Annotated in this window: 24 protein-coding genes; 19 read left to right on the forward strand and 5 right to left on the reverse strand. The window is 42.6% G+C overall.

The genetic code is table 11. From position 1 onward, the window contains the following. The 14 genes from atpD to ilvA form a co-directional block, all read left to right on the forward strand. Positions 1–1,141, forward strand: a 1,141-nt coding sequence (gene atpD, locus WC743_RS26635) for a F0F1 ATP synthase subunit beta (RefSeq protein ID WP_373016600.1), incomplete at its 5' end; no start/stop codon positions are given. Positions 1,142–1,228: 87 nt separating this feature from the next. After that, complete coding sequence (gene atpC / locus WC743_RS26640; RefSeq protein WP_373016601.1) at positions 1,229–1,480, forward strand: ATP synthase F1 subunit epsilon; 252 nt, start codon at positions 1,229–1,231, stop codon at positions 1,478–1,480. Between the two features lie 359 nt (positions 1,481–1,839). After that, positions 1,840–3,549, forward strand: coding sequence for a dihydroxy-acid dehydratase (ilvD, locus tag WC743_RS26645; protein ID WP_373016602.1), 1,710 nt, complete (start codon positions 1,840–1,842; stop codon positions 3,547–3,549). A gap of 92 nt (positions 3,550–3,641) precedes the next feature. Beyond that, positions 3,642–5,390, forward strand: coding sequence for a biosynthetic-type acetolactate synthase large subunit (gene ilvB / locus WC743_RS26650; protein ID WP_373016603.1), 1,749 nt, complete (start codon positions 3,642–3,644; stop codon positions 5,388–5,390). A 52-nt stretch (positions 5,391–5,442) separates the two neighbouring features. After that, the gene (gene ilvN, locus WC743_RS26655; protein WP_373016604.1) at positions 5,443–6,048 is read left to right on the forward strand and encodes an acetolactate synthase small subunit; all 606 of its coding nucleotides are present in this window, start codon (positions 5,443–5,445) and stop codon (positions 6,046–6,048) included. A gap of 128 nt (positions 6,049–6,176) precedes the next feature. Next, positions 6,177–7,235, forward strand: coding sequence for a ketol-acid reductoisomerase (ilvC, locus tag WC743_RS26660; RefSeq protein WP_373016605.1), 1,059 nt, complete (start codon positions 6,177–6,179; stop codon positions 7,233–7,235). A 90-nt stretch (positions 7,236–7,325) separates the two neighbouring features. Then, positions 7,326–8,747: a 3-isopropylmalate dehydratase large subunit gene (gene leuC, locus WC743_RS26665; protein WP_373016606.1), complete on the forward strand. Its 1,422-nt coding sequence runs from the start codon at positions 7,326–7,328 to the stop codon at positions 8,745–8,747. A gap of 19 nt (positions 8,748–8,766) precedes the next feature. Next, complete coding sequence (locus WC743_RS26670; protein ID WP_373016607.1) at positions 8,767–9,159, forward strand: GxxExxY protein; 393 nt, start codon at positions 8,767–8,769, stop codon at positions 9,157–9,159. 45 nt (positions 9,160–9,204) lie between these two features. After that, entirely contained in the window at positions 9,205–9,792 is a 588-nt protein-coding gene (leuD, locus tag WC743_RS26675; protein WP_373016608.1) for a 3-isopropylmalate dehydratase small subunit, read from the forward strand. 42 nt (positions 9,793–9,834) lie between these two features. Then, positions 9,835–10,626 (forward strand): methyltransferase domain-containing protein, encoded by a 792-nt coding sequence (locus WC743_RS26680; RefSeq protein ID WP_373016609.1) that lies wholly within the window; start codon positions 9,835–9,837, stop codon positions 10,624–10,626. Positions 10,627–10,632: 6 nt separating this feature from the next. Beyond that, entirely contained in the window at positions 10,633–11,709 is a 1,077-nt protein-coding gene (leuB, locus tag WC743_RS26685) for a 3-isopropylmalate dehydrogenase (RefSeq protein WP_373016610.1), read from the forward strand. Positions 11,710–11,801: 92 nt separating this feature from the next. Then, positions 11,802–12,560: a trans-aconitate 2-methyltransferase gene (locus WC743_RS26690; RefSeq protein ID WP_373016611.1), complete on the forward strand. Its 759-nt coding sequence runs from the start codon at positions 11,802–11,804 to the stop codon at positions 12,558–12,560. A gap of 120 nt (positions 12,561–12,680) precedes the next feature. Beyond that, a complete protein-coding gene (locus tag WC743_RS26695; RefSeq protein ID WP_373016612.1) occupies positions 12,681–13,847 on the forward strand; it encodes a 2-isopropylmalate synthase in 1,167 nt (388 codons plus the stop codon). Positions 13,848–13,850: 3 nt separating this feature from the next. Next, complete coding sequence (ilvA, locus tag WC743_RS26700) at positions 13,851–15,101, forward strand: threonine ammonia-lyase IlvA (protein ID WP_373016613.1); 1,251 nt, start codon at positions 13,851–13,853, stop codon at positions 15,099–15,101. Between the two features lie 115 nt (positions 15,102–15,216). Here ilvA and WC743_RS26705 read toward each other — a convergent pair whose 3' ends face one another. Then, a complete protein-coding gene (locus tag WC743_RS26705; RefSeq protein WP_373016614.1) occupies positions 15,217–16,713 on the reverse strand; it encodes a phytoene desaturase family protein in 1,497 nt (498 codons plus the stop codon). An 82-nt stretch (positions 16,714–16,795) separates the two neighbouring features. Here WC743_RS26705 and WC743_RS26710 point away from each other — a divergent pair, with 82 nt between their 5' ends. The 4 genes from WC743_RS26710 to WC743_RS26725 are packed head-to-tail and all read left to right on the forward strand — an operon-like array spanning position 16,796 to position 19,149. Beyond that, positions 16,796–17,629 carry a phytoene/squalene synthase family protein gene (locus WC743_RS26710; RefSeq protein WP_373016615.1) on the forward strand — a complete coding sequence of 278 codons (834 nt, stop codon included), beginning with the start codon at positions 16,796–16,798 and terminating at the stop codon, positions 17,627–17,629. Positions 17,630–17,660: 31 nt separating this feature from the next. After that, entirely contained in the window at positions 17,661–18,230 is a 570-nt protein-coding gene (locus tag WC743_RS26715; protein WP_373016617.1) for a hypothetical protein, read from the forward strand. Then, positions 18,230–18,916 (forward strand): lycopene cyclase domain-containing protein, encoded by a 687-nt coding sequence (locus WC743_RS26720; RefSeq protein WP_373016618.1) that lies wholly within the window; start codon positions 18,230–18,232, stop codon positions 18,914–18,916. The genes WC743_RS26715 and WC743_RS26720 overlap by 1 nt, the downstream gene beginning before the upstream one ends. Beyond that, the gene (locus WC743_RS26725; RefSeq protein ID WP_373016619.1) at positions 18,913–19,149 is read left to right on the forward strand and encodes a cytochrome b5 domain-containing protein; all 237 of its coding nucleotides are present in this window, start codon (positions 18,913–18,915) and stop codon (positions 19,147–19,149) included. The genes WC743_RS26720 and WC743_RS26725 overlap by 4 nt, the downstream gene beginning before the upstream one ends. Positions 19,150–19,252: 103 nt before the next feature. Here the strand turns inward: WC743_RS26725 and WC743_RS26730 are convergent, their stop codons facing one another. From WC743_RS26730 to lpdA, 4 genes are all read right to left on the reverse strand, one after another. Beyond that, on the reverse strand, positions 19,253–19,789 hold the full coding sequence (locus WC743_RS26730) for an RNA polymerase sigma factor (protein WP_373016620.1): 537 nt from the start codon (positions 19,787–19,789) through the stop codon (positions 19,253–19,255). A 271-nt stretch (positions 19,790–20,060) separates the two neighbouring features. Further along, positions 20,061–21,080 (reverse strand): UDP-N-acetylmuramate dehydrogenase, encoded by a 1,020-nt coding sequence (gene murB, locus WC743_RS26735; protein WP_373016621.1) that lies wholly within the window; start codon positions 21,078–21,080, stop codon positions 20,061–20,063. A 100-nt stretch (positions 21,081–21,180) separates the two neighbouring features. Further along, positions 21,181–21,621, reverse strand: a complete 441-nt coding sequence (locus WC743_RS26740) for a sterol desaturase family protein (protein ID WP_373016622.1) — start codon at positions 21,619–21,621, stop codon at positions 21,181–21,183. A gap of 140 nt (positions 21,622–21,761) precedes the next feature. Beyond that, positions 21,762–23,165, reverse strand: coding sequence for a dihydrolipoyl dehydrogenase (gene lpdA / locus WC743_RS26745; protein ID WP_373016623.1), 1,404 nt, complete (start codon positions 23,163–23,165; stop codon positions 21,762–21,764). Between the two features lie 394 nt (positions 23,166–23,559). On the opposite strand from lpdA, the gene WC743_RS26750 reads away from it, so the two are divergent. Then, the coding region (locus WC743_RS26750) for a CocE/NonD family hydrolase (protein ID WP_373016624.1) at positions 23,560–25,116 on the forward strand (1,557 nt) is incomplete at its 3' end.

Here is a 25,116-nt window from a genome sequence, read left to right on the forward strand (position 1 = left end):
TCTATCTACCGAAACTGAAGCATTGTTTACAGGTATCAAAGTAATTGACCTTTTAGAGCCTTATGTAAAAGGTGGTAAAATTGGTTTGTTTGGTGGCGCAGGTGTTGGTAAAACAGTATTAATTCAAGAACTGATCAATAACATCGCGAAAGCTTATGCAGGTTTATCTGTATTTGCAGGTGTAGGTGAGCGTACCCGTGAAGGTAACGACTTACTGCGCGAGATGCTTGAATCAGGCATTATAAAATATGGTGATGCATTTATGCATTCTATGGAAGAAGGCGGATGGGATTTGACCAAGATCGACCCTGAAGCTTTAAAAGAATCAAAAGCAACATTTGTGTTCGGTCAAATGAACGAGCCTCCGGGTGCACGTGCACGTGTGGCACTTTCTGGTTTAACCCTTGCAGAATATTTCCGCGATGGTGATGAAGAAGGTAAAGGTCGTGATATCTTATTCTTTATTGATAACATCTTCCGCTTTACACAAGCAGGTTCTGAGGTATCGGCATTATTAGGCCGTATGCCATCGGCAGTAGGTTACCAGCCAACACTGGCTACTGAGATGGGTACCATGCAAGAGCGTATCACATCAACAAAACGTGGTTCAATTACATCAGTACAGGCTGTTTACGTACCTGCAGATGATTTAACTGACCCTGCACCGGCAACAACATTTGCCCACTTAGATGCTACAACCGTACTTTCACGTAAAATTGCCGAGTTAGGTATCTACCCAGCGGTAGATCCACTGGATTCAACTTCACGTATCCTTAGCGCGGCTATCTTAGGTGATGAGCATTATAACACCGCTCAGCGCGTTAAAGAAACTTTACAACGCTACAAAGAATTACAAGATATTATTGCCATTTTAGGTATGGACGAGTTATCTGAAGAAGATAAACTGATAGTATCACGTGCACGTCGTGTTCAGCGTTTCCTTTCACAGCCATTCTTTGTTGCAGAACAATTTACAGGCTTAAAAGGTGTATTGGTTGATATTAAAGATACCATTAAAGGCTTTAACATGATCATGGATGGCGAAGTTGACCAGTACCCTGAGGCAGCATTTAACCTTGTGGGCAGCATTGAAGATGCCATTGAAAAAGGTAAAAAATTATTAGCAGAAGCTAACAACTAAGAGATATAAGAAATAAGAGTCAAGATACAAGACAATAGATAGTTTTATCTTGACTCTTGATTCTTGAATCTTGAATCTAAAAAAAACATGACATTAGAAATTCTTACTCCTGATAAAAAAGTATTTGAAGGCGAGGCCACCTCGGTAACCTTACCGGGTACTTTAGGTTTTTTAGAGATCCTGAATAACCATGCCCCTATCATTTCAACTTTAAATGATGGCAAGCTAACTGTTAGAAGCAACTCGGGTAAGGATGAAGTTTTTCTGATCCAGGGTGGCGTAGTTGAAGCTTTAAATAACAAGGTGACTGTCTTAGCAGAAGGTATTACGCACAAGTAAAACTTTTATACTGATAAATAGAAAGCCCGGTCAGTATTGACCGGGCTTTTTTTATGTAATTTTTTACCCTTCCCACCCCATTTCACGCCGAAAAATGGAAACTTGCTATGCATGCATAAAAAACATACTAAATACCGTTTTAAACTTTGGTATAGGAAGCTAAAAATTATATTCTTATATTTACAACAAACAAAGATTTATATTTTGTATTTATTAATTATACAGAATAATATACTTATTTAAAAAAATATTTTATCTGCTTGTAATTCCCTAAGGCTATATTTAACTTACAGAATCGGAATATAACCCAAATATCAATTGTAAATTTTAGCATTACGCTCAAACGTAAAATATAAATAATGAGTTCATCATCAGATACTACAGCGGCTATAGAATTGAATAAATATAGCAAGAATTTAACGCAGGACCCAACCCAGCCGGCAGCGCAAGCAATGCTTTATGGAATTGGCCTTACTGACGATGATATGCAAAAGGCGCAGGTTGGTGTAGCCAGCATGGGCTATGATGGCAACACCTGCAACATGCACCTTAATGATCTTGCTAAGATAGTTAAACAAGGTATCTGGGATGAAGATCTGGTAGGCCTTATATTTAATACCATTGGCGTAAGTGATGGTATGAGCATGGGCACCGAAGGCATGCGTTATTCATTAGTAAGCCGCGACGTAATTGCCGATTCAATAGAGGCCGTTTGCGGTGCACAATATTATGATGGCTTAATTACCCTGCCAGGCTGTGACAAGAACATGCCGGGCTCTGTGATAGCCATGGGCAGGTTAAACCGCCCGTCTATTATGGTTTATGGCGGTACCATTAAACCGGGCCATTATAAAGGCGAAGATTTGAACATTGTATCGGCATTTGAGGCATTGGGCCAAAAAATAGCGGGTAATATAACTCCCGAAGATTTTATGGGCGTTGTAAAAAATGCGTGCCCAAGTGCTGGTGCCTGCGGTGGTATATATACTGCCAACACTATGGCTTCGGCAATTGAGGCTTTGGGTATGAGTTTGCCTTACTCCTCTTCAAACCCGGCTTTAAGCATCGAAAAGAGAGAAGAGTGTTTAGCTGCGGGCAAAGCGATAAAAGTACTGTTAGAGAAAGATATTAAACCATCAGACATCATGACGCGCGAGGCGTTTGAAAATGCCATTGTAACCATTATGGTATTGGGTGGGTCAACCAACGCGGTATTACACCTTATAGCGATGGCTAAAAGCGTTGATGTAAAACTAACCCAGGATGATTTCCAGTCGGTAAGTAACCGCATACCTGTATTGGCAGATATGAAGCCAAGTGGTAAATACATGATGGAAGATCTTCATAAAATTGGCGGTGTACCCGCTGTAATGAAATACCTGCTTAAACTTGGCTGGATAAATGGCGATTGTTTAACCGTAACCGGTAAAACCATTGCCGAAAACTTAGCAAGTGTTCCGGAGATAGAGTTTGAAAAGCAAAAGATAATTTTCCCGGCCGAAAACCCTATAAAGGCTACAGGCCACTTACAAATATTATACGGCAACCTTGCCGAAGGCGGCAGCGTTGCCAAGATCAGCGGTAAGGAAGGCGAGCGCTTTGAGGGCCCTGCCCGTGTGTTTGATGGTGAGTTTGACCTGATCAACGGTATCACAAGCGGCCGCGTGTGTGCAGGCGACGTAGTGGTTATCCGTAATATTGGCCCTAAGGGCGCACCCGGGATGCCCGAAATGCTTAAACCAACAGGCGCCATTTTTGGTGCAGGCTTAGGCGCTTCTGTAGCTTTAATTACCGACGGGCGCTTTAGCGGTGGTACACATGGTTTTGTAGTAGGCCACATAACACCCGAGGCTTATGACGGCGGCCTTATTGCCTTTGTGCAGGATGGCGATACCATTGAAATAAGCGCTACCACAAATACGATGGTGCTAAAAGTATCTGACGAAGAAATTGCGGCACGTAAAGCTAACTGGGCACAACCGGCGCTAAAAGTTAAAAAAGGTTTATTATACAAATACGCTAAAACGGTAAGTACAGCTGCCGAAGGTTGCGTAACAGATGAAATGTAGCCCCCTACCCCCCTGAAGGGGGAACAAAGGAGCTTGATATATAAAAAGAAATTTAATCAAAACACTCCCCCTTTAGGGGGATGGGGGGTAATATGGAAACACAAACAATCACACAGGAAATAGGTAAAATCACAGAAGTGAAAACGCCAACCATTGAGGTTTCAGGATCGGTAGCTTTATTAGAGGCATTGATTGTGGAAGGTGTGGAAACCATTTTCGGCTATCCGGGTGGCGCCATCATGCCTATTTATGATGCGTTGTATGATTATAGTGATAAGCTGAACCATATCCTTGTTCGCCATGAGCAGGGTGGTATCCATGCCGGTCAGGGTTATGCACGTACATCCGGCAAAGTGGGTGTTGTGTTTGCAACAAGCGGCCCGGGTGCTACAAATTTAGTTACCGGCCTAGCCGATGCACAGATAGACAGCACGCCATTGGTTTGTATTACCGGGCAGGTATTCGCGCACCTATTAGGTACCGATGCTTTCCAGGAAACAGATGTGATCAATATTACTACCCCGGTTACCAAATGGAACTACCAGGTAACTGATGCTACCGAGATCCCAGAGGTTATTGCCAAAGCGTTTTACATCGCTAAAAGCGGCCGCCCGGGCCCTGTATTGATTGATATCACCAAGAACGCGCAAATACAAAAATTCGATTATAAAGGATATGTAAAATGTGATCATATCCGCAGTTACAGGCCAAAACCAATTGTTAGGCCACAATATATACAACAAGCTGCTGAATTGATCAATCAGGCCAAAAAACCATTTATTATATGGGGGCAAGGTGTAATATTGGGCAGTGCCGAGCAGGAGTTTAAAACTTTTGTAGAAAAGAGCGGTATCCCTGCTGCATGGACTATTTTAGGTGCAGGCGCTATCCCTACAGATCATCCTCAAAACGTGGGTATGCTGGGCATGCACGGCAATTACGGGCCAAACGTATTAACTAATGAGTGCGATGTACTGATAGCTATAGGTATGCGCTTTGACGACCGTGTTACAGGCCGCCTTGATAAATATGCAAAACAGGCAAAGGTTATCCACCTGGATATTGACCCTGCCGAGATTGATAAAAACGTTAAAAGCACCGTACCTGTATGGGGCGATTGTAAAGAAACATTGCCATTATTAACAGCGCTTGTTGAAGCAAAACAACATACCGATTGGCTAAACTTGTTTAATGATTATACCAGCAAAGAGGTTGAAGCCGTAATTTTTGATGAGCTAAACCCTACCAGCGGCGAAATGACCATGGGCGAGGTAATAAAACAACTGAACGATATTACAAAAGGCGAAGCGGTAATTGTAACCGATGTGGGCCAGCACCAAATGGTGGCCTGCCGCTATGCTAAGCTAAACAAAACCCGCAGCAACATTACCAGCGGCGGTTTAGGCACAATGGGCTTTGCCCTGCCGGCTGCAATTGGTGCTAAGTTTGGTGCGCAGGAACGTACTGTGGTTGCTATAATTGGTGATGGCGGTTTCCAGATGACCTTGCAGGAACTGGGCACCATTATGCAGAGCGGTGTTGATGTGAAGATCATTATTCTTAATAACCGTTTCCTGGGCATGGTTCGCCAGTGGCAGGAACTGTTTAACGAGCGCCGTTATTCTTTCGTTGATATTCAAAGTCCTGATTTTGTAATGGTGGCCAAAGGTTACGGCATCAACGGAAAAACAATTACTGAGCGTGAGGATCTGGCATCGTCATTAAATGAAATGCTGGATCATAAAGGTTCATACCTGTTAGAGGTAATGGTAACCAAAGAGAACAATGTGTTCCCGATGGTACCTCAAGGATGCAGTGTAAGCGAGATCAGGTTAAAGTAGAGCCTCACCTAAATCCTCTTCAAAGGAGAGGACTTAAAAAAAGAAAAACAACATGGAAACTCAAGATAACGAGAAGCAGGAATACAACATAACGGTTTACACCGAAAACCAAATTGGTTTACTAAACCGTATTGCTATTATATTTACAAGGCGCAAAATCAATATCGACAGCCTGAATACCTCTCCGTCTGAGATTGAGAGCATTCACCGCTTCAACATCGTGATAACAGAATCTGAAGAAGTAGTGCGTAAGCTAACCCGCCAGATTGAAAAACAGGTAGAAGTGCTTAAAGTATACTATCATACCAATGAAGATGTTATTTGGCAGGAGCTTGCCCTGTACAAGGTATCTACAGATGTTATTGCCGAGAAGGTAAGTGTTGAACGTTTGCTTCGCGAAAATGGCGCCCGTGTAGTAGTGCTCCGTAAGGATTACACCGTATTTGAAACAACAGGCCACCGCGAAGAAACCGATAACCTGATCAGCATTTTGCAACCTTACGGCCTTATTGAGTTTGTACGCAGCGCACGTGTAGCCATTATTAAAGACAGCGATGGTTTTAACAGGAAGCTACGCGAGTTTGAAAGACTTGAACCGGGCGAAGACGTTATTGAAAACGAATACCTGAATCAGGGGCAAAAAGTATTTACTATGTAAATGGAAGGGTAAAGCTGAAAGGCGAAAGCTTAATCAGCAAACCACAAATGAATTAACTTATAAACACATTAGAAAACGGTGAAATCATATAAAATCAGTGAGATCATCAAAAGCAAAACAATAAAACAATGGCAAAACTAAATTTCGGCGGTAGTGAAGAAAATGTAGTAACCCGCGAAGAGTTCCCTTTATCAAAAGCTCAGGACGTATTAAAAGACGAAGTTGTAGCAGTAATTGGCTACGGCGTTCAAGGTCCGGGCCAGGCGCTCAATCAAAAAGACAATGGTATTAACGTAATTGTTGGCCAGCGTAAAGGCACAAAAACATGGGATAAAGCCATAAGTGATGGCTTTGTACCGGGCGAAACCCTATTTGAAATTGAAGAGGCCCTTGAAAAAGGAACTGTTATTTGTTATTTATTAAGCGATGCAGCACAGATAGCTTTATGGCCAACTGTTAAAAAACACTTAACACCAGGTAAGGCATTATACTTCTCTCACGGTTTTGGCATCACTTTTAACGAGCAAACAGGCATTGTGCCTCCTGCTGATGTTGACGTATTTTTGGTTGCTCCTAAAGGATCAGGTACATCATTACGCCGCATGTTCTTACAGGGGCGTGGTTTAAATTCAAGCTATGCTATCTTCCAGGATGCAACAGGTAAGGCATTTGACCGTGTTATTGCTTTAGGTATTGCTGTAGGCAGCGGTTACCTTTTCGAAACAGATTTCAAAAAAGAAGTATTTAGCGATTTAACCGGCGAGCGTGGTACGCTAATGGGTTGTATCCAGGGTATTTTTGCTGCACAATACGATGTATTGCGTGCTAATGGCCACTCACCATCTGAAGCTTTTAACGAAACTGTTGAAGAGCTTACCCAATCATTAATGCCTTTAGTTGCAGAAAATGGTATGGACTGGATGTACGCCAACTGCTCAACCACTGCACAACGTGGCGCTTTAGATTGGTGGAAAAAATTCCGTGACGCTACTAAACCTGTATTTGAAGAATTATACAAAAGCGTTGCAACTGGTGTGGAGTCACAAAAATCAATCGACTCTAACAGTAAAGCTGATTACCGCGAGAAATTAGACGCGGAATTAAAAGAATTACGCGATAGCGAATTATGGCAGGCAGGTAAAACTGTCCGCAGCTTAAGGCCGGAAAACCAGGCTGTAGAAGCATAAGGAAGTATAAAGTTGAAAGTATAAAGTTGAAGCTACAAGCTTCTATTTTGTACTTTCAACTTTCCACTTTTGACTTTATACTTAAAAAACATGGCACAGACATTATTTGATAAGATTTGGGATGCACACGTCGTCAGTAGCAACGAGGGCTTCCCTGATATTTTATACATCGATACACATTTTATACACGAGGTAACCAGTCCGCAGGCATTTGATGGTTTGCGCGCAAGAGGGTTACCGGTTTTCAGGCCAAAACAAACTGTTGCCACGGCCGATCATAACGTCCCTACCTGGGACCAGCACCTCCCCATTAAAGAAGAACTTTCCCGCTACCAGGTTGATATGCTCACTAAGAACTGTGCCGAGTTTGGCATTGAGCTTTATGGCTTAGGGCATCCTTTCCAGGGCATTGTACACGTTATAGGCCCCGAGCTTGGTATTACCCGCCCCGGTGGCACATATGTTTGCGGCGATAGCCATACCTCTACCCATGGCGCATTTGGTGCCATAGCGTTTGGTATAGGCACATCACAGGTTGAGCAGGTAATGGCAACGCAATGCCTGTTACAGCAGCGCCCTAAACGCATGAAAATTGAAGTGAACGGCAAGCTGCACAAAGGTGTAGGCGCTAAAGATATTATCCTTTATATTATTTCAAAGATCAGTGCTGCAGGCGGTACAGGCTATGCCGTTGAATATGCAGGCGATACCATCTGTTCGTTAAGCATGGAAGGCCGCATGACCATCTGTAACATGAGCATTGAAATGGGTGCGCGTTGTGGCTTAATTGCTCCTGATGAAACTACGATCAGCTACGTAAAGGGCCGCGAATTTGCCCCTAAAGGCGAAGAATGGGATAAAGCGGTTGCTTACTGGCAAACTTTATATTCTGATGAAGATGCTGAGTTTGATTCTGTTTTAAGCTTTAAAGCCGAAGATATTGAGCCGATGATCACCTACGGAACAAATCCGGGGATGGGCATTGGTGTTACACAGCATGTTCCGCAAACTGCTTCTTTTGAGCAAAAGGAACAAGGCTCGTACAAAAAAGCGCTTGATTACATGGGCTTGCATGATGATGAGCAACTATTGGGAAAACCAATTGATTACGTTTTCATAGGCAGCTGTACCAACAGCCGCATTGAAGACTTACGCCAGGTGGCCGAATTTGTAAAAGGCAAGCACAAGGCAGATAATGTTACCGTTTGGGTAGTCCCCGGCTCTAAACAAGTGCAGGAACAAGCCATTCGCGAAGGATTGGACAAGATCTTTGATGCAGCAGGTTTCCCATTACGCGAACCAGGCTGCAGCGCATGCTTAGGTATGAACGAGGATAAGATCCCGGCAGGCAAATACTGTGTATCTACCTCAAACAGGAACTTTGAAGGCAGGCAGGGACCAAACTCACGTACATTCCTGGCAAGCCCGCTAACAGCGGCAGCATCAGCAATTACAGGTGTGGTTACGGATATAAGAGATTTTTTGTCTGAATCAGAATTTGCAGAATTATAGGATTTACAGAATGCTATAAATGGAAAAAGATGAGCTTACATACAAAATAATTGGTTGTGCAATGAAAGTGCATAACACACTTGGCAATGGCTTTCAGGAAGTTATTTATCAAAGGTGTTTGGCTATTGAACTTGCAAAAGCAGGGATTAATTTTGTACGTGAGCAAGAACATACAATATTTTACGATGGAATTGAGGTCGGTACTCGAAGAGCAGACTTTGTTGTCGAAGGCAGATTGTCGGTTGAGTTGAAAGCATTGATAAATTTAGAGGATGTGCATTTAGCACAAGCCAAAAACTACACGGTTGCTTACGACTTCCCGATAGGATTATTAATCAATTTCGGCAGTGCAAGTCTTCAGTATAAACTAATATTTAATCCAAAGTATAACATTAAAATCAATAACAATTAATAAAGGATTCTGAAAATTCTCAAATCCTGAAAATTCTGATTCAAGATGGCAACTAAAATATTTAAACACATACAAACCAGTGCGGTACCGCTGCCTATCGAGAATATTGATACGGACCAAATAATACCTGCAAGGTTTTTAAAGGCCACCACCCGCGAGGGTTTTGGCAATAACTTGTTCCGCGACTGGCGTTTTGATAACGACGGCAATCCGAAACAAGACTTTATATTGAATGACCCTATCTACAGTGGCAAAATACTGGTAGCAGGCAAAAATTTTGGTTGCGGCAGTAGTCGTGAACATGCTGCCTGGGCACTGGCAGATTATGGCTTTGATGCCGTGGTAAGCAGTTTTTTTGCCGACATTTTTAAAGGCAATGCCTTAAATAATGGCCTTTTACCGGTACAGGTAAGTGATGAGTTTTTAAAGAAACTATTTGATGCCATTGATGCTGATCCGCATGCTGTTATTGAAGTGAATCTGGTAGATCAGTTTATAAAAATAGTAGCCACCGGCGAACAGGAAAGCTTTGAGGTTAATCCTTACAAAAAAGCTTGTATGACCAATGGTTATGACGATATAGATTATATACTAAGCAAAAAAGAACTGGTAGAGGAGTTTGAGAAAAGGTAAAAGTTAAAATACCCCCCGGTTAACTAATAAACCATTGAACAAATGAGCCAAAAGGATATAAAAAGAGAAGGCCAGGGCACCGCCCAACTATTTGATGAACGTAGTTTGGCGGCTGATTATGCAACCCTGCCTCCGCTGCTGCAGAAAGGCTGGAGCGTGCTGGATGTAGGTTGTGGCACAGGTGCTATCTCAAAAGATATAGCCTTAATGGTTGGCGAAACAGGGCATGTAACCGGCATTGATAACACAGCATATTTTATCCAAAGCGGTAAAAAGACCTATGCGGATGTTAAAAACCTTGAGCTGATACATGCCGATATGTTTGTGTACAGCCCAATGAAAAAGTTTGATCTGATTGTGGCCGCGAGGGTTTTACAATGGCTCAATAATCCGGAGGAAGCGATAAAAAAGTTAAAATCAATGCTAAAGCCGGGTGGGATATTATCCATACTGGATTATAACCATGAGGCACTGGAATGGCAGCCTCAACCGCCGGCAAGTATGCGCCTGTTTTATGCTACTTTTTTAAGGTGGCGGGCTGATGCACATATGAACAATCATATTGCCGAAGATTTGCCAGGATACTTTAAACAAGCCGGCCTTAGCGCCATAGAGGTTTTAGAGGCAAATGAGGTTTATAAAAAAGGCGGGGATAATTTCCTGCCGAAGATTGGCATTTGGGCCAAAGTAGCACAATCAACCCAAATGGTTGAAGAAGGGTATTTAGATGATAACGACCGGCTAAAAGCAATAGCCGATTATAATGAATGGATACAAAGCGACGCGCGGCTAATGATAATGAAACTAAAGGAAGTACGCGGGACTAACGAATAAAAAACAATGGGAGTTAAAAAACACATATTAGTAATACCCGGTGATGGTATAGGCCCGGAAGTAACAACCTGGGGAAAGGCCGTTCTTGAAAAAATTGCTGAGCAATTTGGTCATCAATTCACTTATGACGAGGCTTTAATGGGCCACGTAGCTATTGAGGCTACAGGTACACCACTGCCCGAGGAAACGCTTGACAAAGCAAAAACAAGCGACGCCATTTTATTTGGCGCGGTTGGCCATGCAAAATATGATAATGACCCATCGGCAAAGGTGCGCCCGGAGCAGGGTTTATTAAAAATACGCAAGGAACTCGGGCTATATGCTAACCTGCGCCCTATTATGTTATTTGATGAGTTGCTGGATGCATCAAGTTTAAAGCCGGAGATACTTAAGGGTACCGATATCCTGTTCTTCCGTGAGTTGACGGGTGATGTTTATTTCGGTGAGAAGAAACGCAGTGAAGACCGCAGAACAGCATCCGACCTGATGATCTATCACCGTTACGAGATAGAGCGCATCGCCATAAAAGCATTTGAAGCGGCACGTGTCCGTAGTAAAAAACTATGCTCGGTAGATAAGGCTAACGTACTGGAATCATCACGCCTGTGGCGCGAGGTTGTTCAGGACCTGGCCAAAGAATACCCTGATGTGGAAACTGAACATATGTTTATTGACAATGCCGCCATGCAACTGGTAAAGAACCCTAAAAAGTTTGATGTGGTATTAACCGCTAACCTTTTTGGTGATATTTTAACGGATGAGGCATCACAGATAGCAGGTTCAATGGGCATGCTGGCATCGGCATCAATTGGTGATGGTACGGGCTTTTTCGAGCCTATCCACGGTTCGGCACATGATATTGCCGGGCAGGACAAAGCCAATCCGCTGGCCTCTATCCTATCAGTTGCCCTGATGCTGGATATCAGCTTCGGATTAAAAGAGGAAGCTAAAAAAATAACATCAGCTATAGATAAAACGCTTAAGAACGGTTACCGCACAGGTGATATAGCCGATGTTAATACCGATCAGAGCAAAATTTTAGGCACAAAAGCCATGGGGCAAAAAGTGCTGGAATATTTGTAAGCGAGCCCCCCGGCCCCCTGAAGGGGGAGTAGGAGGCTAACAATATATTATTAAATTAAATTCCCCCTTCAGGGGGTTAGGGGGTTCAAAAAATGAAATGGGACGCTGAATTATATGACCAAAAACATGCATTTGTTTACCAGTTTGGTGAGAATGTACTTGAAGTACTAAATGCTAAACAAGGTGAGCACATTCTTGATATTGGTTGTGGTACCGGTTATTTAACGCAGCAAATTCACAATGCAGGTGCTATTGTAAAAGGTACTGATTATTCAGCTAATATGATAGCGCAGGCAAAAGAGAGTTACCCCGGCGTTAATTTTGAAGTAGCTGATGCCGGCAATTTTGATGAAGCAGGCAAGTATGATGCTGTTTTTTCAAACGCTGCCTTACACTGGGTAAAAAACCAGAGCGGCATGATGCAAAGCGTTTACAAAAGCCTTAAACCCGGCGGCCGTTTTGTTGCCGAAATGGGCGGTAAAGGCAATGTTGCCAAATTGATAGCTGCAACAAAGCAAGTGCTAAAACAGCATGGCTATCATGAGCAGGCAAAAACGCAGGTATGGTATTTCCCATCATTAGGTGAGTATGCGGGCCTGTTAGAGAAACATGGCTTTAGGGTAACCTTCGCTACGCATTTCGACCGTAAAACGCCGTTGCAGGATGGTAACCAGGGTGTGGCTAAATGGATAACAATGTTTGCCCCGCTATACCTGATAGGCGTCCCCAAGGAAGAAAAAGAGAAAATGCTGGCAGAAGTTACCGCACTGCTTGAACCAGAATACAACGAGAACGGGCAATGGTATGCCGATTATAAAAGATTAAGATTTATAGCAGTAAAAGAGATTTGAGTATTGAGGCGTGAGATCTCACATTTTCGATACTCAAATCTAAATAATAAAATAAAGAATTAAACCGATGGCAGGTGCGAGTCTCAAATCTCAAATCTATCATCTCAAAATCTAAGAAATATGTTACACGACCCTAACCGCGTTTATGTTTTTGATACCACGCTTCGCGATGGCGAGCAGGTACCGGGATGCCAGCTTACAACCCCCGAAAAGATCGAGATAGCCCGCGAACTGGAAGCGCTGGGCGTGGATATTATCGAGGCAGGTTTCCCCGTGTCAAGTCCTGGAGATTTTAACAGCGTTGTTGAGATATCAAAATCGGTAAAAGACCCTATTGTTTGCGCGCTTACCCGTGCCAATAAAAACGATATCGATGTAGCTGTAGAATCATTACGGTATGCCAAACGCCCGCGGATACATACCGGCATTGGTGCGTCAGATACCCACATCAAACTAAAATTTAACAGCACCCGCGAAGAGATCCTGGAGCGCGCGGTTGAAGCGGTAAAATACGCCAAAAAATCTGTTGAGGATATTGAATTTTATGCCGAAGATGCCGGCCGTGCCGATATTGAATATCTTGCCAAAATGGTAGAGGCTGTTATTGCTGCCGGTGCCACCGTGGTAAACATACCAGATACTAATGGCTATTGCCTGCCAGACCAATACGGCAGCAAGATCAAATTCCTGAAAGAGAATGTAAAGAATATTGATAAGGCCATTATTTCGGTTCATTGTCATAATGACCTGGGCCTGGCTACGGCAAATTCAATTGCAGGCTTACAGAATGGTGCCCGCCAAATAGAAGGCACTATTAACGGAATAGGCGAACGTGCCGGCAATACTTCTATTGAAGAAGTGGTGATGATACTGAAAACCCATGCCGTGCTTGGCCTGCATACCAAGGTTAACAGCAAGAATTTTTACGAGATAAGCCGCATGATAAGCACCCAGATGAGGATGCCGGTGCAGGCTAATAAAGCTATTGTAGGCAGCAATGCATTTGCGCATAGTTCAGGGATCCACCAGGATGGTTTTTTGAAGAACCGCGAGAACTATGAGATCATTCGCCCGGAGGATGTGGGTTTCCCGAGTGCCAGTATCGTTTTAACCGCACGCAGCGGCCGCCACGCGCTTAAATTTCATTTAGAGCGATTAGGACATACACTGGGTAAAGAAGAGCTTCTTGAGGTATATAAACGCTTTTTAACGCTTGCCGATAGTAAGCTGGATATAAATGATGACGACCTATTAAGCTTAGTGGCTTACAGGCTGGTAAAGAACTAAGTAATGGATACAGCAACGCAAGTGCATTTGGATTTTGAAGGGGCCTACGCAAGGCTAAAAGATGTGGTGAGGCATACTCCCCTGGAGTATAACGACCGCCTGTCTGAAAAATATGAATGCGAAATATATTTAAAACGTGAAGACCTGCAAATAGTGCGCTCTTATAAGTTAAGAGGCGCCTATAATATGATAAGCAGGCTAAATGCCGAACAGTTAGGCCGTGGCGTGGTATGCGCCAGCGCGGGTAACCATGCGCAGGGTGTAGCTTTTTCCTGCAAAAAGCTGGGTACAAAAGGGGTAATCTTTATGCCCGAAATTACCCCAAAACAAAAAGTTAAACAAACAGAAATGTTTGGCAACGGCAATGTAGAGCTGGTATTAACCGGCGATACTTTTGACGACTGCCTGCGCGAAGCATTAATATATACCGAAGCTCATGGTATGACCTTCATTCCCCCGTTTGATAATGAACAGATCATAGAAGGCCAGGGAACTGTTGGGGTAGAGATACTGAAAGACCTTAAGGATGTTGAAGTGGTTATTATGCCTGTTGGCGGCGGTGGCTTAGCTGCCGGTACGGGTACTTACCTTAGACAAAGCAACCCGGAAATTTTACTGATAGGTGTTGAACCTGAAGGTGCACCATCTATGGTAACCGCCCTTGAAAAAGGCGCACCGGTAACTTTAGGGCAGATAGATCGCTTTGTTGATGGCGCCGCGGTTAAGCGTGTAGGCGAAAAAACGTTTTTAATATGTAAAGATGTTTTGGATGATATGCTTACCGTACCCGAGGGGAAAGTATGTACCACCATCTTAAAATTATATAACGAGGATGCCATTGTTGTTGAGCCCGCAGGTGCATTATCAGTTACCGCGCTTGATGCCTGCCGTGAGCAGATAAAAGGCAAAAAAGTGGTTTGCGTTATTAGCGGTGGCAATAATGATATTGACCGCATGCAGGAGATAAAAGAGAAATCTCTTTTATATGAAGGTTTAAAGCATTACTTCATCGTTCGTTTCCCGCAACGCCCGGGTGCGCTTAAATTATTTGTAAATAATGTATTAGGCCCTGGTGATGATATTACCCGGTTTGAGTTCATCAAGAAAAATTCAAAAGAGAACGGCCCCGCTTTGGTAGGTATCGAACTAAAAAATGCGGAGGATTATCCTGCATTACTACAGCGGATGGAAGAGCACCGTTTTGAAGTAATTGAACTAAACAGGGATCAAACTTTGTTTGAGTATTTGGTGTAACTGATGCCACGCTGCGGCCGGAGGCCTTATAATATAACACACTCGGCAAGAGCCGAGCGTGTGCTGGGCTCCAAAAGAAATTAGTCGCTCGGCTCCAGCCGAGTGACCACTATTATTAGGCCTCCGGCCGCATGAAACCCAAAACCTTCATCGCCTCAATTGCAGCAATTTGCCCGGATATCAGCGCAGGCGGCACACCCGGGCCGGGTACGGTTAACTGACCGGTGTACAACATATTTTTAATATGCTTTGCCCGCATACCTGGTTTAAAAAAAGCGGTTTGGGCAAGGGTGTTGGCCAGTCCGTAGGCATTCTCCTTAAAGGAGTGATAATCGGCTTTAAAATCTTTAAGCGCATAGCTGCGTTTCACTATTATCGATTCTCTTATACTTTGGCCCGTGATATGCTCAAAACGGTTCATCATCACATCGAAATACTTTTCGCGGGTAGCATCGTCATCTTCCAGACCAGGGGCAATCGGCATTAAAAAGAATAAGTTCTCGCTGCCTTCCGGCGCGGCACCCGCATCTGTTTTTGAGGTACAGCATACGTAAAAAAGTGGCTTGCTTGGCCATTGCGGGTCTTTATATATCTCTTTGGCGTGCAGCTCAAAATCCTCATCAAAAAATAAGTTATGATGCTGTATGCCTTCTATTTTTTTATTTGTGCCGATGTAAAACAGCAGGCTTGATGGCGACATGGTACGGCTGTCCCAATATTTCCCGGTATAGTTTCTATCAGGTTTCTCTAAAAGATGCTGGTCGGTATATTCATAATCTGCACCGGCAATTATAAAATCGGCATTAACGATCCCTTGTGTAGTTTGAATGGTATTAGCCTGTTTGTTTACAACATCAATCTTAGTGACCTCTGTATTCAGGCGAAGATCCACACCGTAGCTTTCAGCAATGCTTACCATTGCTTTCACTATTTCGTTCATCCCCCCCATTGGGTACCAGGTGCCAAGTGCAAGATCGGCATAGTTCATCATGCTGTACATAGCAGGCGTATCCTTGGGTGTCGCCCCTAAAAATAACACAGGGAACTCCAATAACTTTATCAGCTTGGGATCTTTAAAATATTTGCGTACATGGCTGCTCATGCTGGTTAACAGTTGCATGCTCATGCTTTTTTTGATCAGGTTAAAATCAATAAACTCTGTAATAGAATGCGACGGACGGAACACATATTCTCCCATCCCCACCTTGTATTTATAAGCGGCCTGGTCTAAAAACTTACGCAGGCCTGCGCTGCTGCCGGGTTCTATATCGTCAAAAAGATTTTCCAGTTCGCCCATATCGGCAGGTACATCCAGCATATCATCCTTGCCATAATAAACACGGTAACCGGGGTCAAGGCGCTTTAATTCGTAAAAATCTGATGGCTTCTTTCCAAAAAGGGCGAAAAAGTTCTCAAATACATCGGGCATCCAATACCAGCTGGGGCCCATGTCAAATTTAAAGCCGTCCTTTTCCCAAAAGCGTGCGCGGCCGCCAGGCTGATCGTTCTTCTCTAAAATGGTAACCCTGTGGCCTTCTTTAGCGAGCACACATGCCGTAGCAAGACCTGCAAACCCTGCTCCAATTACTACAATATGCTTTTGGGTAGCCATAGCAGCCAAATTAGCAAAAGTTGTAAGCTTCTAAAAAACAATACCGCATTCATTTTGTACTTTTACCGTAACTGACCGATAAATGAATTTATTCGACGAAACGTGTTTTGAATGCAGTAAGCTGATCACTACTAAGTATAGTACATCGTTCAGTATGGGAATTAACGCGTTTGAAAAACGGTTCAGGTACCCGGTTTATGCCATATACGGTTTTGTGCGTTATGCCGATGAAATTGTTGATACCTTTTACGGGCATGACCAGCGCCAATTGATTGATGATTTCCGGAACGAAACTTTTAAAGCTATTGACCTTGGCATAAGCACCAATCCTGTGCTGCATTCCTTTCAGCAGGTGGTAAACCGGTATGGCATTGAAAAAAAACTGATAGACGCTTTTTTAAACTCCATGAAAATGGATCTGGATAAAACGGCTTATGATGGCGATGGTTATAAAGCTTATATCTACGGTTCGGCAGAGGTAGTAGGCCTGATGTGCCTGCGCGTTTTTTGCGAAAATGATTGTACCTTGTATGAACAGCTGATATCAAAAGCCCGCAGCCTGGGGTCGGCTTTTCAAAAAATAAATTTTCTGAGAGATATCAAGTCGGATTATGAAGACCGCGGGCGTACCTATTTCCCGGAGGTTGACTTTAGCAACTTTACCGAGCAGGATAAAAACTTTATAGAGACAGACATAAAAAAAGACTTTGACGATGCTTTAGAAGGTATAAAATTACTGCCAAGGGGCAGTCGTTTGGGTGTTTATGTAGCTTATGTATATTACCTGCAGCTATTTAAAAAAATACGCCGCACTACAGCAAATACCATTATGCAAAAAAGGATAAGGGTTTCTGATACACATAAATTAAGCCTGTACTTTAAGGCCGTGCTGCATCAAAAATTGAATGTAATTTAAGAACTAACATTACTAGTAAATATTTTTTCTGATGCTGATTAAATTCAAATATATATTGCTATCGGCACTTGTATTGCTGTTATTGCCCATTAATAATAGCAGTGCTTTTACTAAGTATAATGATATAGTTGAACCCAATTTGCATGTTATTCGTAAACTGCTGATGAGCGCGCTCGACAGTAAAAAAACCACCGACTCATTATATGCAAGCCTTAATACTGTTAAAGATCGTTCGGCTTTGTTAAACGGTTATATGGGTACATTGCAGGCCCTTAAAGCCAAACATGCCTGGAACCCTTATTTTAAGATCAAATATCTGAACGATTCTGAAAAAACTTTTAAGGGAGCCGTAAGCCGCGATCCGCATAACATGGAGATTCGCTTTATGCGGTTTTCTGTTGAGCATAATGTGCCGGGCTTTTTGGGTTATAATAAAAACCTTGATGCCGACCGGCAAGAGATCATTAAACAGGTAGATGAAAAATATTACGCTTCGGCAGATAAGCCCTTAGTTAAAACAATTATTACCTTTCTGATAAATTCAAAAAGGTGTACCCCTGCCGAAAACGATAATTTAAAACAGCATTTAGCCGCCTTATAGTGAAATACACCTACCTGCTCATTAATGTACTGACCATTTTTTTCCCGGTTGTATTATCGTTTGATAAGCGCGTAGCATTTTATAAGAGCTGGAAATTCATTTGGCCCGGCATGGCTATCACCGGCTTACTATTCTTATTTTGGGATGTGCTGTTTACCGTTCATGGCGTATGGTCTTTTAATAATAAGTACATAACCGGGATTAAGTTTTTTGAGTTGCCTATAGAGGAGATCCTCTTTTTTCTGACTGTACCATTCGCTTGTATTTTTATTTATTGCTGTTTAAATTACTACATAAAATGGTCATTAAGTAATGATGTAGCGCGCAGTATCTCCGGCTTGCTTGCCATTGCATCGGCGTTTATACTGCTTGACAACTTTAATAAGCTATACACTGTAGTTACGTTTAGCTTATTGGCAATTGTACTATTGGTTTTATTATTTGTTATTAAGGCTGATTGGCTCAATCGCTTTTACCTGGCGTATCTAGTATCGCTTATTCCGTTTTATATAGTTAATGGTTTACTTACAGCAATACCTGTAGTACTTTACAACAATGATCAAAACCTGGGGATCAGAATTTGGACCATCCCCTTTGAGGATCATTTTTATAGTATGGCGCTTTTACTGATGAATATCGCTTTCTTTGAATACTTTAAAGCAAGAAGATTAACTACTGCCAAATGACCGAGCTGCCCATCTACACTAAATCACAACTGGCCCTGCGCAACGGGCAGGACAAGCCACAGATTTGGGTAGCCTACAAGGGAATAATATATGACGTAACCGAAAGTCGCCTTTGGCAAAACGGAAAGCACTATGAACACTGGGCCGGCCAGGACCTTACCGACGAACTACCCGATGCCCCGCATACTGAAACCGTATTTGAGAAGTTTACAGCGATAGGAAGGCTGGGGTGAAGAAGCAAGAATCAAGAGGCAAGATATAAGAGACAAGAGAAATTCTTACTCACAAAAAAACCCGCCATAAGCGGGTTTCTCTATATATGTTGAGTTTAATTATTTAGTTTTCGGCGTAGATAGGTTTTGTAATACCATTATCATAAGCCTTTAAATTCTTTTTAAGCAATTTACGTGCTACGTGGATACGGGTTTTAACTGTACCAATAGGAATAGTTAAATAGTCTGCTATCTCATGATACTTATGCCCTTCAAAGTACATGGTAAATGGCACATAGTAATCAGATGGTAATCTGTCTAAAGCTCTTTTTATATCGTCCATTACAAACTTAGCTTCACCTTGATTTTTTGTTGAGCTGAATACCAGGTTAGGAGAAGATATCTCATCACTCTTGGTAACAAAAGTGCTCATTTTAACAAAACGGCGATAGTTGTTAATGAAGGTATTCTTCATGATAGTGTATAACCATCCTTTTAAGTTGGTGCCTTCTTTAAACTTATTATAGTAAGTAATAGCTTTCAACATTGTATCCTGAACAAGGTCGTTAGCATCGTCTGCGTCATGTGTAAAATGTAAGGCATAAGACCTTAATGAACTTGCTTGACGTAATACCAGGGTGTTAAACTCAATCTTTGTCATTCTGTTAATGTTTTATATTGAGTATTATTCAAACATAGTACCAACTTATTTGGTTTACCTATTAACTATACATACGCCAAACACTGCACAGCTAAAACATGTTGCAGGTACCAGATTCGTCAATTTATTGTAAAATACTGAAAATCAGAACTATAAATAGAAACAAACATAGAATTTTGTTGTCTAAGGGACTATCAGCCATAAAAAGAATATATAACCATAACTCGCTGTAAATGAGGAAAATGCTATAATATTTTTTGAATTAAATTTTTTAACCAACAATATTCACCTCACGTTGTAGGGTAACGCCAAATTTAGTGTACACACTGTCTATGATTTGCGACGAAAAACTATACACTTCTTTACCGGTAGCACCTCCGTGGTTCACTAACACCAACGCCTGGTTCTTCCATGTACCGGTATGGCCAACGGTTTTTCCCTTCCATCCGCATTGCTCAATAAGCCAGCCGGCAGCCAGTTTTATTTGACCATCGCCTGCCGGATAGTTCACCACATCTGGAAATTTTTCTTTTAGCGGATTAAACTGATCAGCACTTATCACGGGGTTTTTAAAGAAACTGCCTGCATTGCCGATAGTAGACGGATCAGGAAGTTTAGAGACACGGATATGAGATACCACCTGCGATACATCTTTTATAGTAGGCTCCGTAATACCACGATTGGTCAGTTCCTGCTCTATCGCCCCATACTTAAGATTAAAGTTAGGTATCAGCGATAAATGAAACTTTACCGATACAATAATGAATTGCCCTGCCACCTCGGTTTTAAAAACACTTTCACGATAGCCAAACTTGCAATCGGCCTTACTGAAGGTTCTGAATGTTCCGGTTGCTATCTCAAACGCCCGGCAGCTATCAAATATATCTTTCAGCTCCACACCATAAGCGCCAATATTTTGTATGGGCGATGCACCAACCGAACCGGGTATCAGGCTCAGGTTTTCCATACCCGCATACCCGCGGTCAACACAAAAGTTCACCAGGTCATTCCATACTTCGCCGGCACCTGCTTCTACAAAAACATCATCGTGACTAATGCGGTGCTCAATACCACGAATATTAAGGCGGATCACCAAACCCTCAAAATCGTTTACCATCAGCATGTTGCTGCCGCCACCTAAAACCAGTCGGGGCATTTGCAGCCATTGCAGATCAGCAAATAGCTCTACCAGTTCATCGGGGTGATTTATCTCTGCAAAATACCGGGCATTGGCATCAATACCAAAAGTGTTAAAATTTTTAAGTGATACGTTTTCTTGTATTTGCAGCATGGGGTTATAAATTCGGATGCGGCGAATTTCGGAATTTTTGTTGGATTTGCTTAAACTTGAATGGACTGGTATTTAAACTAATTTTTATTTGCCAGTACCATTATCTCCTAAACCACTTCTTCCCAACCACCAATAACCCAAACTCTTCCGAAGGATTTTTCTGTGTTGATTTATGGTGGATCTTGTGCGCACGGCGGATTCCTGCCAGATAACTATTATCGCTTTTAAAGGCCTTGAAGCGGTTATGGATAAACCAATCGTGAAAGATGAAGTAGATAATCCCGTAGGTACTTATACCGATGCCTATCCAAAAGTGATAATCCAGACTGATATGCCCTATCCACATCAGCCATAAGGCTAATGCTGCAAAGCCAATGCTAAACAGGTCGTTCAGTTCAAACCAGCCGTGCCGCTGCTGATGGTGCGTTTTATGAATAAACCACAGCGGCCCGTGAAACAAGTATTTGTGCATTACCCATGAGAGTGCTTCCATTAAGGCGATGGTGGCAATTATAATACCTATGTTTATTAATACCTGCATCTAATAATTGCTGTAAAAGTAAAAAGCAGAAACAAGTTTAATTGTTCTGCTTTTTATATTTTGAAATCCGAAAACCCGGATCTTATTCATTAACACACCCCTGCCCCTCTCAAGAGAGGAATAAGACAAATCCGAAATTCCTATATATGTATCGCCCTATTCTCCGTTGCGGCTAAACACGCTTCGCGCATGGCTTCGGTATAGGTTGGGTGGGCATGGCTGGCACGTGATACATCTTCTGCAGATGCACGGTACTCCATTGCCAAAACAGCCTCGGCTATCATATCCGCAGCACGTGGGCCAATCATGTGTACACCTAATATCTCGTCGGTAACGGTATCAGCTAATACTTTTACAAAGCCATCGGTATCGCCGCTTGCACGTGCACGTCCGCTTGCTTTGAACGGGAATGATCCTATTTTATATTTAACACCTTGTTCTTTCAATTGCTCTTCGGTATAACCAACAGCGGCAACTTCCGGCCAGGTATAAACAACGCCCGGTATCAAATTATAGTTAATGTGTGGTTTTTGTCCGGCAATTAGTTCTGCAACAAAAGTACCTTCATCTTCTGCCTTGTGGGCAAGCATAGCACCTTTTATTACATCGCCAATGGCGTAAACACCTTTAACACTGGTTTCCAGGTGCTCGTCAACCGTAATTTTACGGCCGCGCTCTTCAACTGTAATGCCTATTTTATCAAGGCCTAAACCATCGGTGTAAGCAATACGGCCAACAGCTACCATACAGTAGTCGCCTTTTAGCTCTTGTTTCTCGCCTTTAGGGTTATCAAATGTTACGGTAACCTCTTTGCCTTTGGCAGCAGCACCGGTAACCTTGTGGCCCAGGTAAAACTCCATGCCTATTTTCTTCAACACTTTCTGCAACTCGCGGCCAAGGCCTTTATCCATTGTAGGGATAATACCATCCATAAACTCAATTACAGATACCTTAGAACCTAAGCGTGCATAAACAGAACCCAGCTCCAAACCAATAACACCACCACCAATTAAAATCAGGTGTTTAGGTATTTCGGTAAGTGTTAAAGCTTCTGTTGAAGTAATGATGCGTTTCTTATCTATCTTTAAAAAAGGCAGGCTTGATGGTTTTGAACCTGTAGCTATGATCACTTTTTCGGTGGTTAGCTCGGTAGCGGTGCCATCAGCTTTGGTAACAATAATGGTATTTTTATCTTTAAACGAACCTACACCCTGGTGTACGTCAATCTTGTTCTTTTTCATCAGGTAAGCAATACCGCTGGTATTGGCATCAACAACTTCCTGTTTGCGTTTTATCATCTGGCCAAAATCAATGCCCAGGTTATCAAGCTTAATACCATGCGTGGTAAAAGTATGTGCGGCGTTATGGTAATGCTCAGACGAATCAAGCAATGCCTTTGAAGGGATACAACCCACATTTAAGCAGGTACCGCCCAGGGTATTATATTTTTCAATTATGGCGGTTTTTAAACCAAGTTGAGCGCAACGTATGGCGGCAACGTAACCACCAGGACCCGAACCTATAACGATAACATCATATTGCATAGTAGTGTATTTTATGGCTGGCAAAGTTAAGTAATATAAAAGGGCTAATAAATAGGTTTTTAATTAAATGTTGGGAGGTTGACAAAAGTAAAAGCAGTAGGGTTATAACAGGTATACGTACCATTGTAATTGCCTGCTAACAACCTATTCTGGGCGTTCCCTTCGGGCGGGCTATCCGCTTATACTGCACCTGGCCTTAGCCACAGGCCGGTATCCGCTTTTATCCCTAACGCGGGATGGCTAAAGCCGACGGCAATGAATATATGCAACTCTTAAGTTTATTTGCCTGCAGAGATATTCTGTTAATTTAACCCCTCTTTTGTAACAGTATTATCACGGTTGGCATAATACTAATTTAACTTGTTAAATTTAACTTTTACTAACTTCCAGATCAATGAAAAAATTCTTCGTCCTATTTTTATTGCTGACCACTGCCTATAGCGCGTCATTTGCGCAAAGCGCTTACGTTGCAGAGCATTTCACTAAAAAAGATGTTTACATCACCATGCGTGATGGCGTAAAGCTGTTCACATCTATCTACACCCCAAAAGATGCATCGGCAAAAAATAAATACCCTATAATGATGCAGCGCACCTGCTACAGCATTGCTCCTTACGGCGAAACTAAGTACCCCGGCTCATTAGGCCCCTCAAAATATATGATGCAGGAAGGTTACATTTTTGTTTACCAGGATGTACGCGGCCGCTACAAAAGCGAAGGCACCTGGACTAACATGACCCCGGCTATTGATAATAAAAAAAGCAAGACAGATGTTGATGAAGGCTCTGATACTTATGATACTATTGACTGGCTGATAAAAAACGCAACCGGCAATAATGGCCGCGTTGGTCAGTGGGGTATCTCGTATCCGGGTTTTTATACTGCAGCTGGCATACTATCAAATCACCCGGCGTTAAAGGCATCATCGCCGCAGGCACCTATCTCCGATTTCTTTTTTGATGATTTCCATCATAACGGCGCTTTATTGGAGTCATACTTTTTTACTTACCCTGTTTTTGGCGTACAGAAAAAAGACACAACTGCTAAAGCTTGGTATAACAATACTATTATCAACCCCGGCACCCGTGATGGTTATCAGTTTTTACTGGACTTAGGCCCGCTTAAAAATGCCGACAAATATTACAAAGACAACTTTTATTGGCAGGAAACTGTTAACCACCCCAACTATGATGAGTTTTGGCAAAAACGTGGTTTGTTAAAACACTACAATAAAGTAACACCTGCCGTAATGCTGGTAGGCGGCTGGTTTGATGCCGAAGATTTAACAGGTCCGCTGGCTATTTATAAAACTATTGAAAAGAAAGATCCTAAAGCTTACAATACCATTGTAATGGGTCCGTTTGGCCACGGCCGCTGGTCGCGCGAGACCGGGCACACTATGCACAGCAACATATACTTTGGTGATAGCATTGCTACTTTTTACCAAAAGAACATCGAGCAAAAATTCTTTAACCACTTCCTTAAAGGCAATGGCGATAAAAACTCTGGCCTGCCAGAAGCTTACATGTTTAATACCGGTAAAAAAGAATGGCAAACATTTGATAAATGGCCTTCGCCCGCGGCAACACACCAAAAATTGTATTTAAGCAATGATGGTAAGCTGGCTAATACGCAGCCAACAACTGCCGGCACCACAAACTTTGTAAGCGACCCGCTAAAACCGGTACCTTATACCGAAGATAATACCACCACAATGGGCTTTACCCCGCACAATTACATGAGCGAGGATCAGCGTTTTGCAGGCCGCAGAACCGATGTATTGGTTTTCCAGAGTGATGTTTTAACAGATGATGTTACACTGGGTGGCGAGATAATGGCCAACCTGAAAGTTGCAACCACCGGTACCGATGCAGATTGGTTTGTTAAACTGATTGATGTTTACCCTCCTGATGAGCAAAACAACCCATACATGCCTAACAAAAACATCATC

This window comes from Mucilaginibacter sp. (assembly GCF_041660805.1).
GTDB lineage: Bacteria > Bacteroidota > Bacteroidia > Sphingobacteriales > Sphingobacteriaceae > Mucilaginibacter.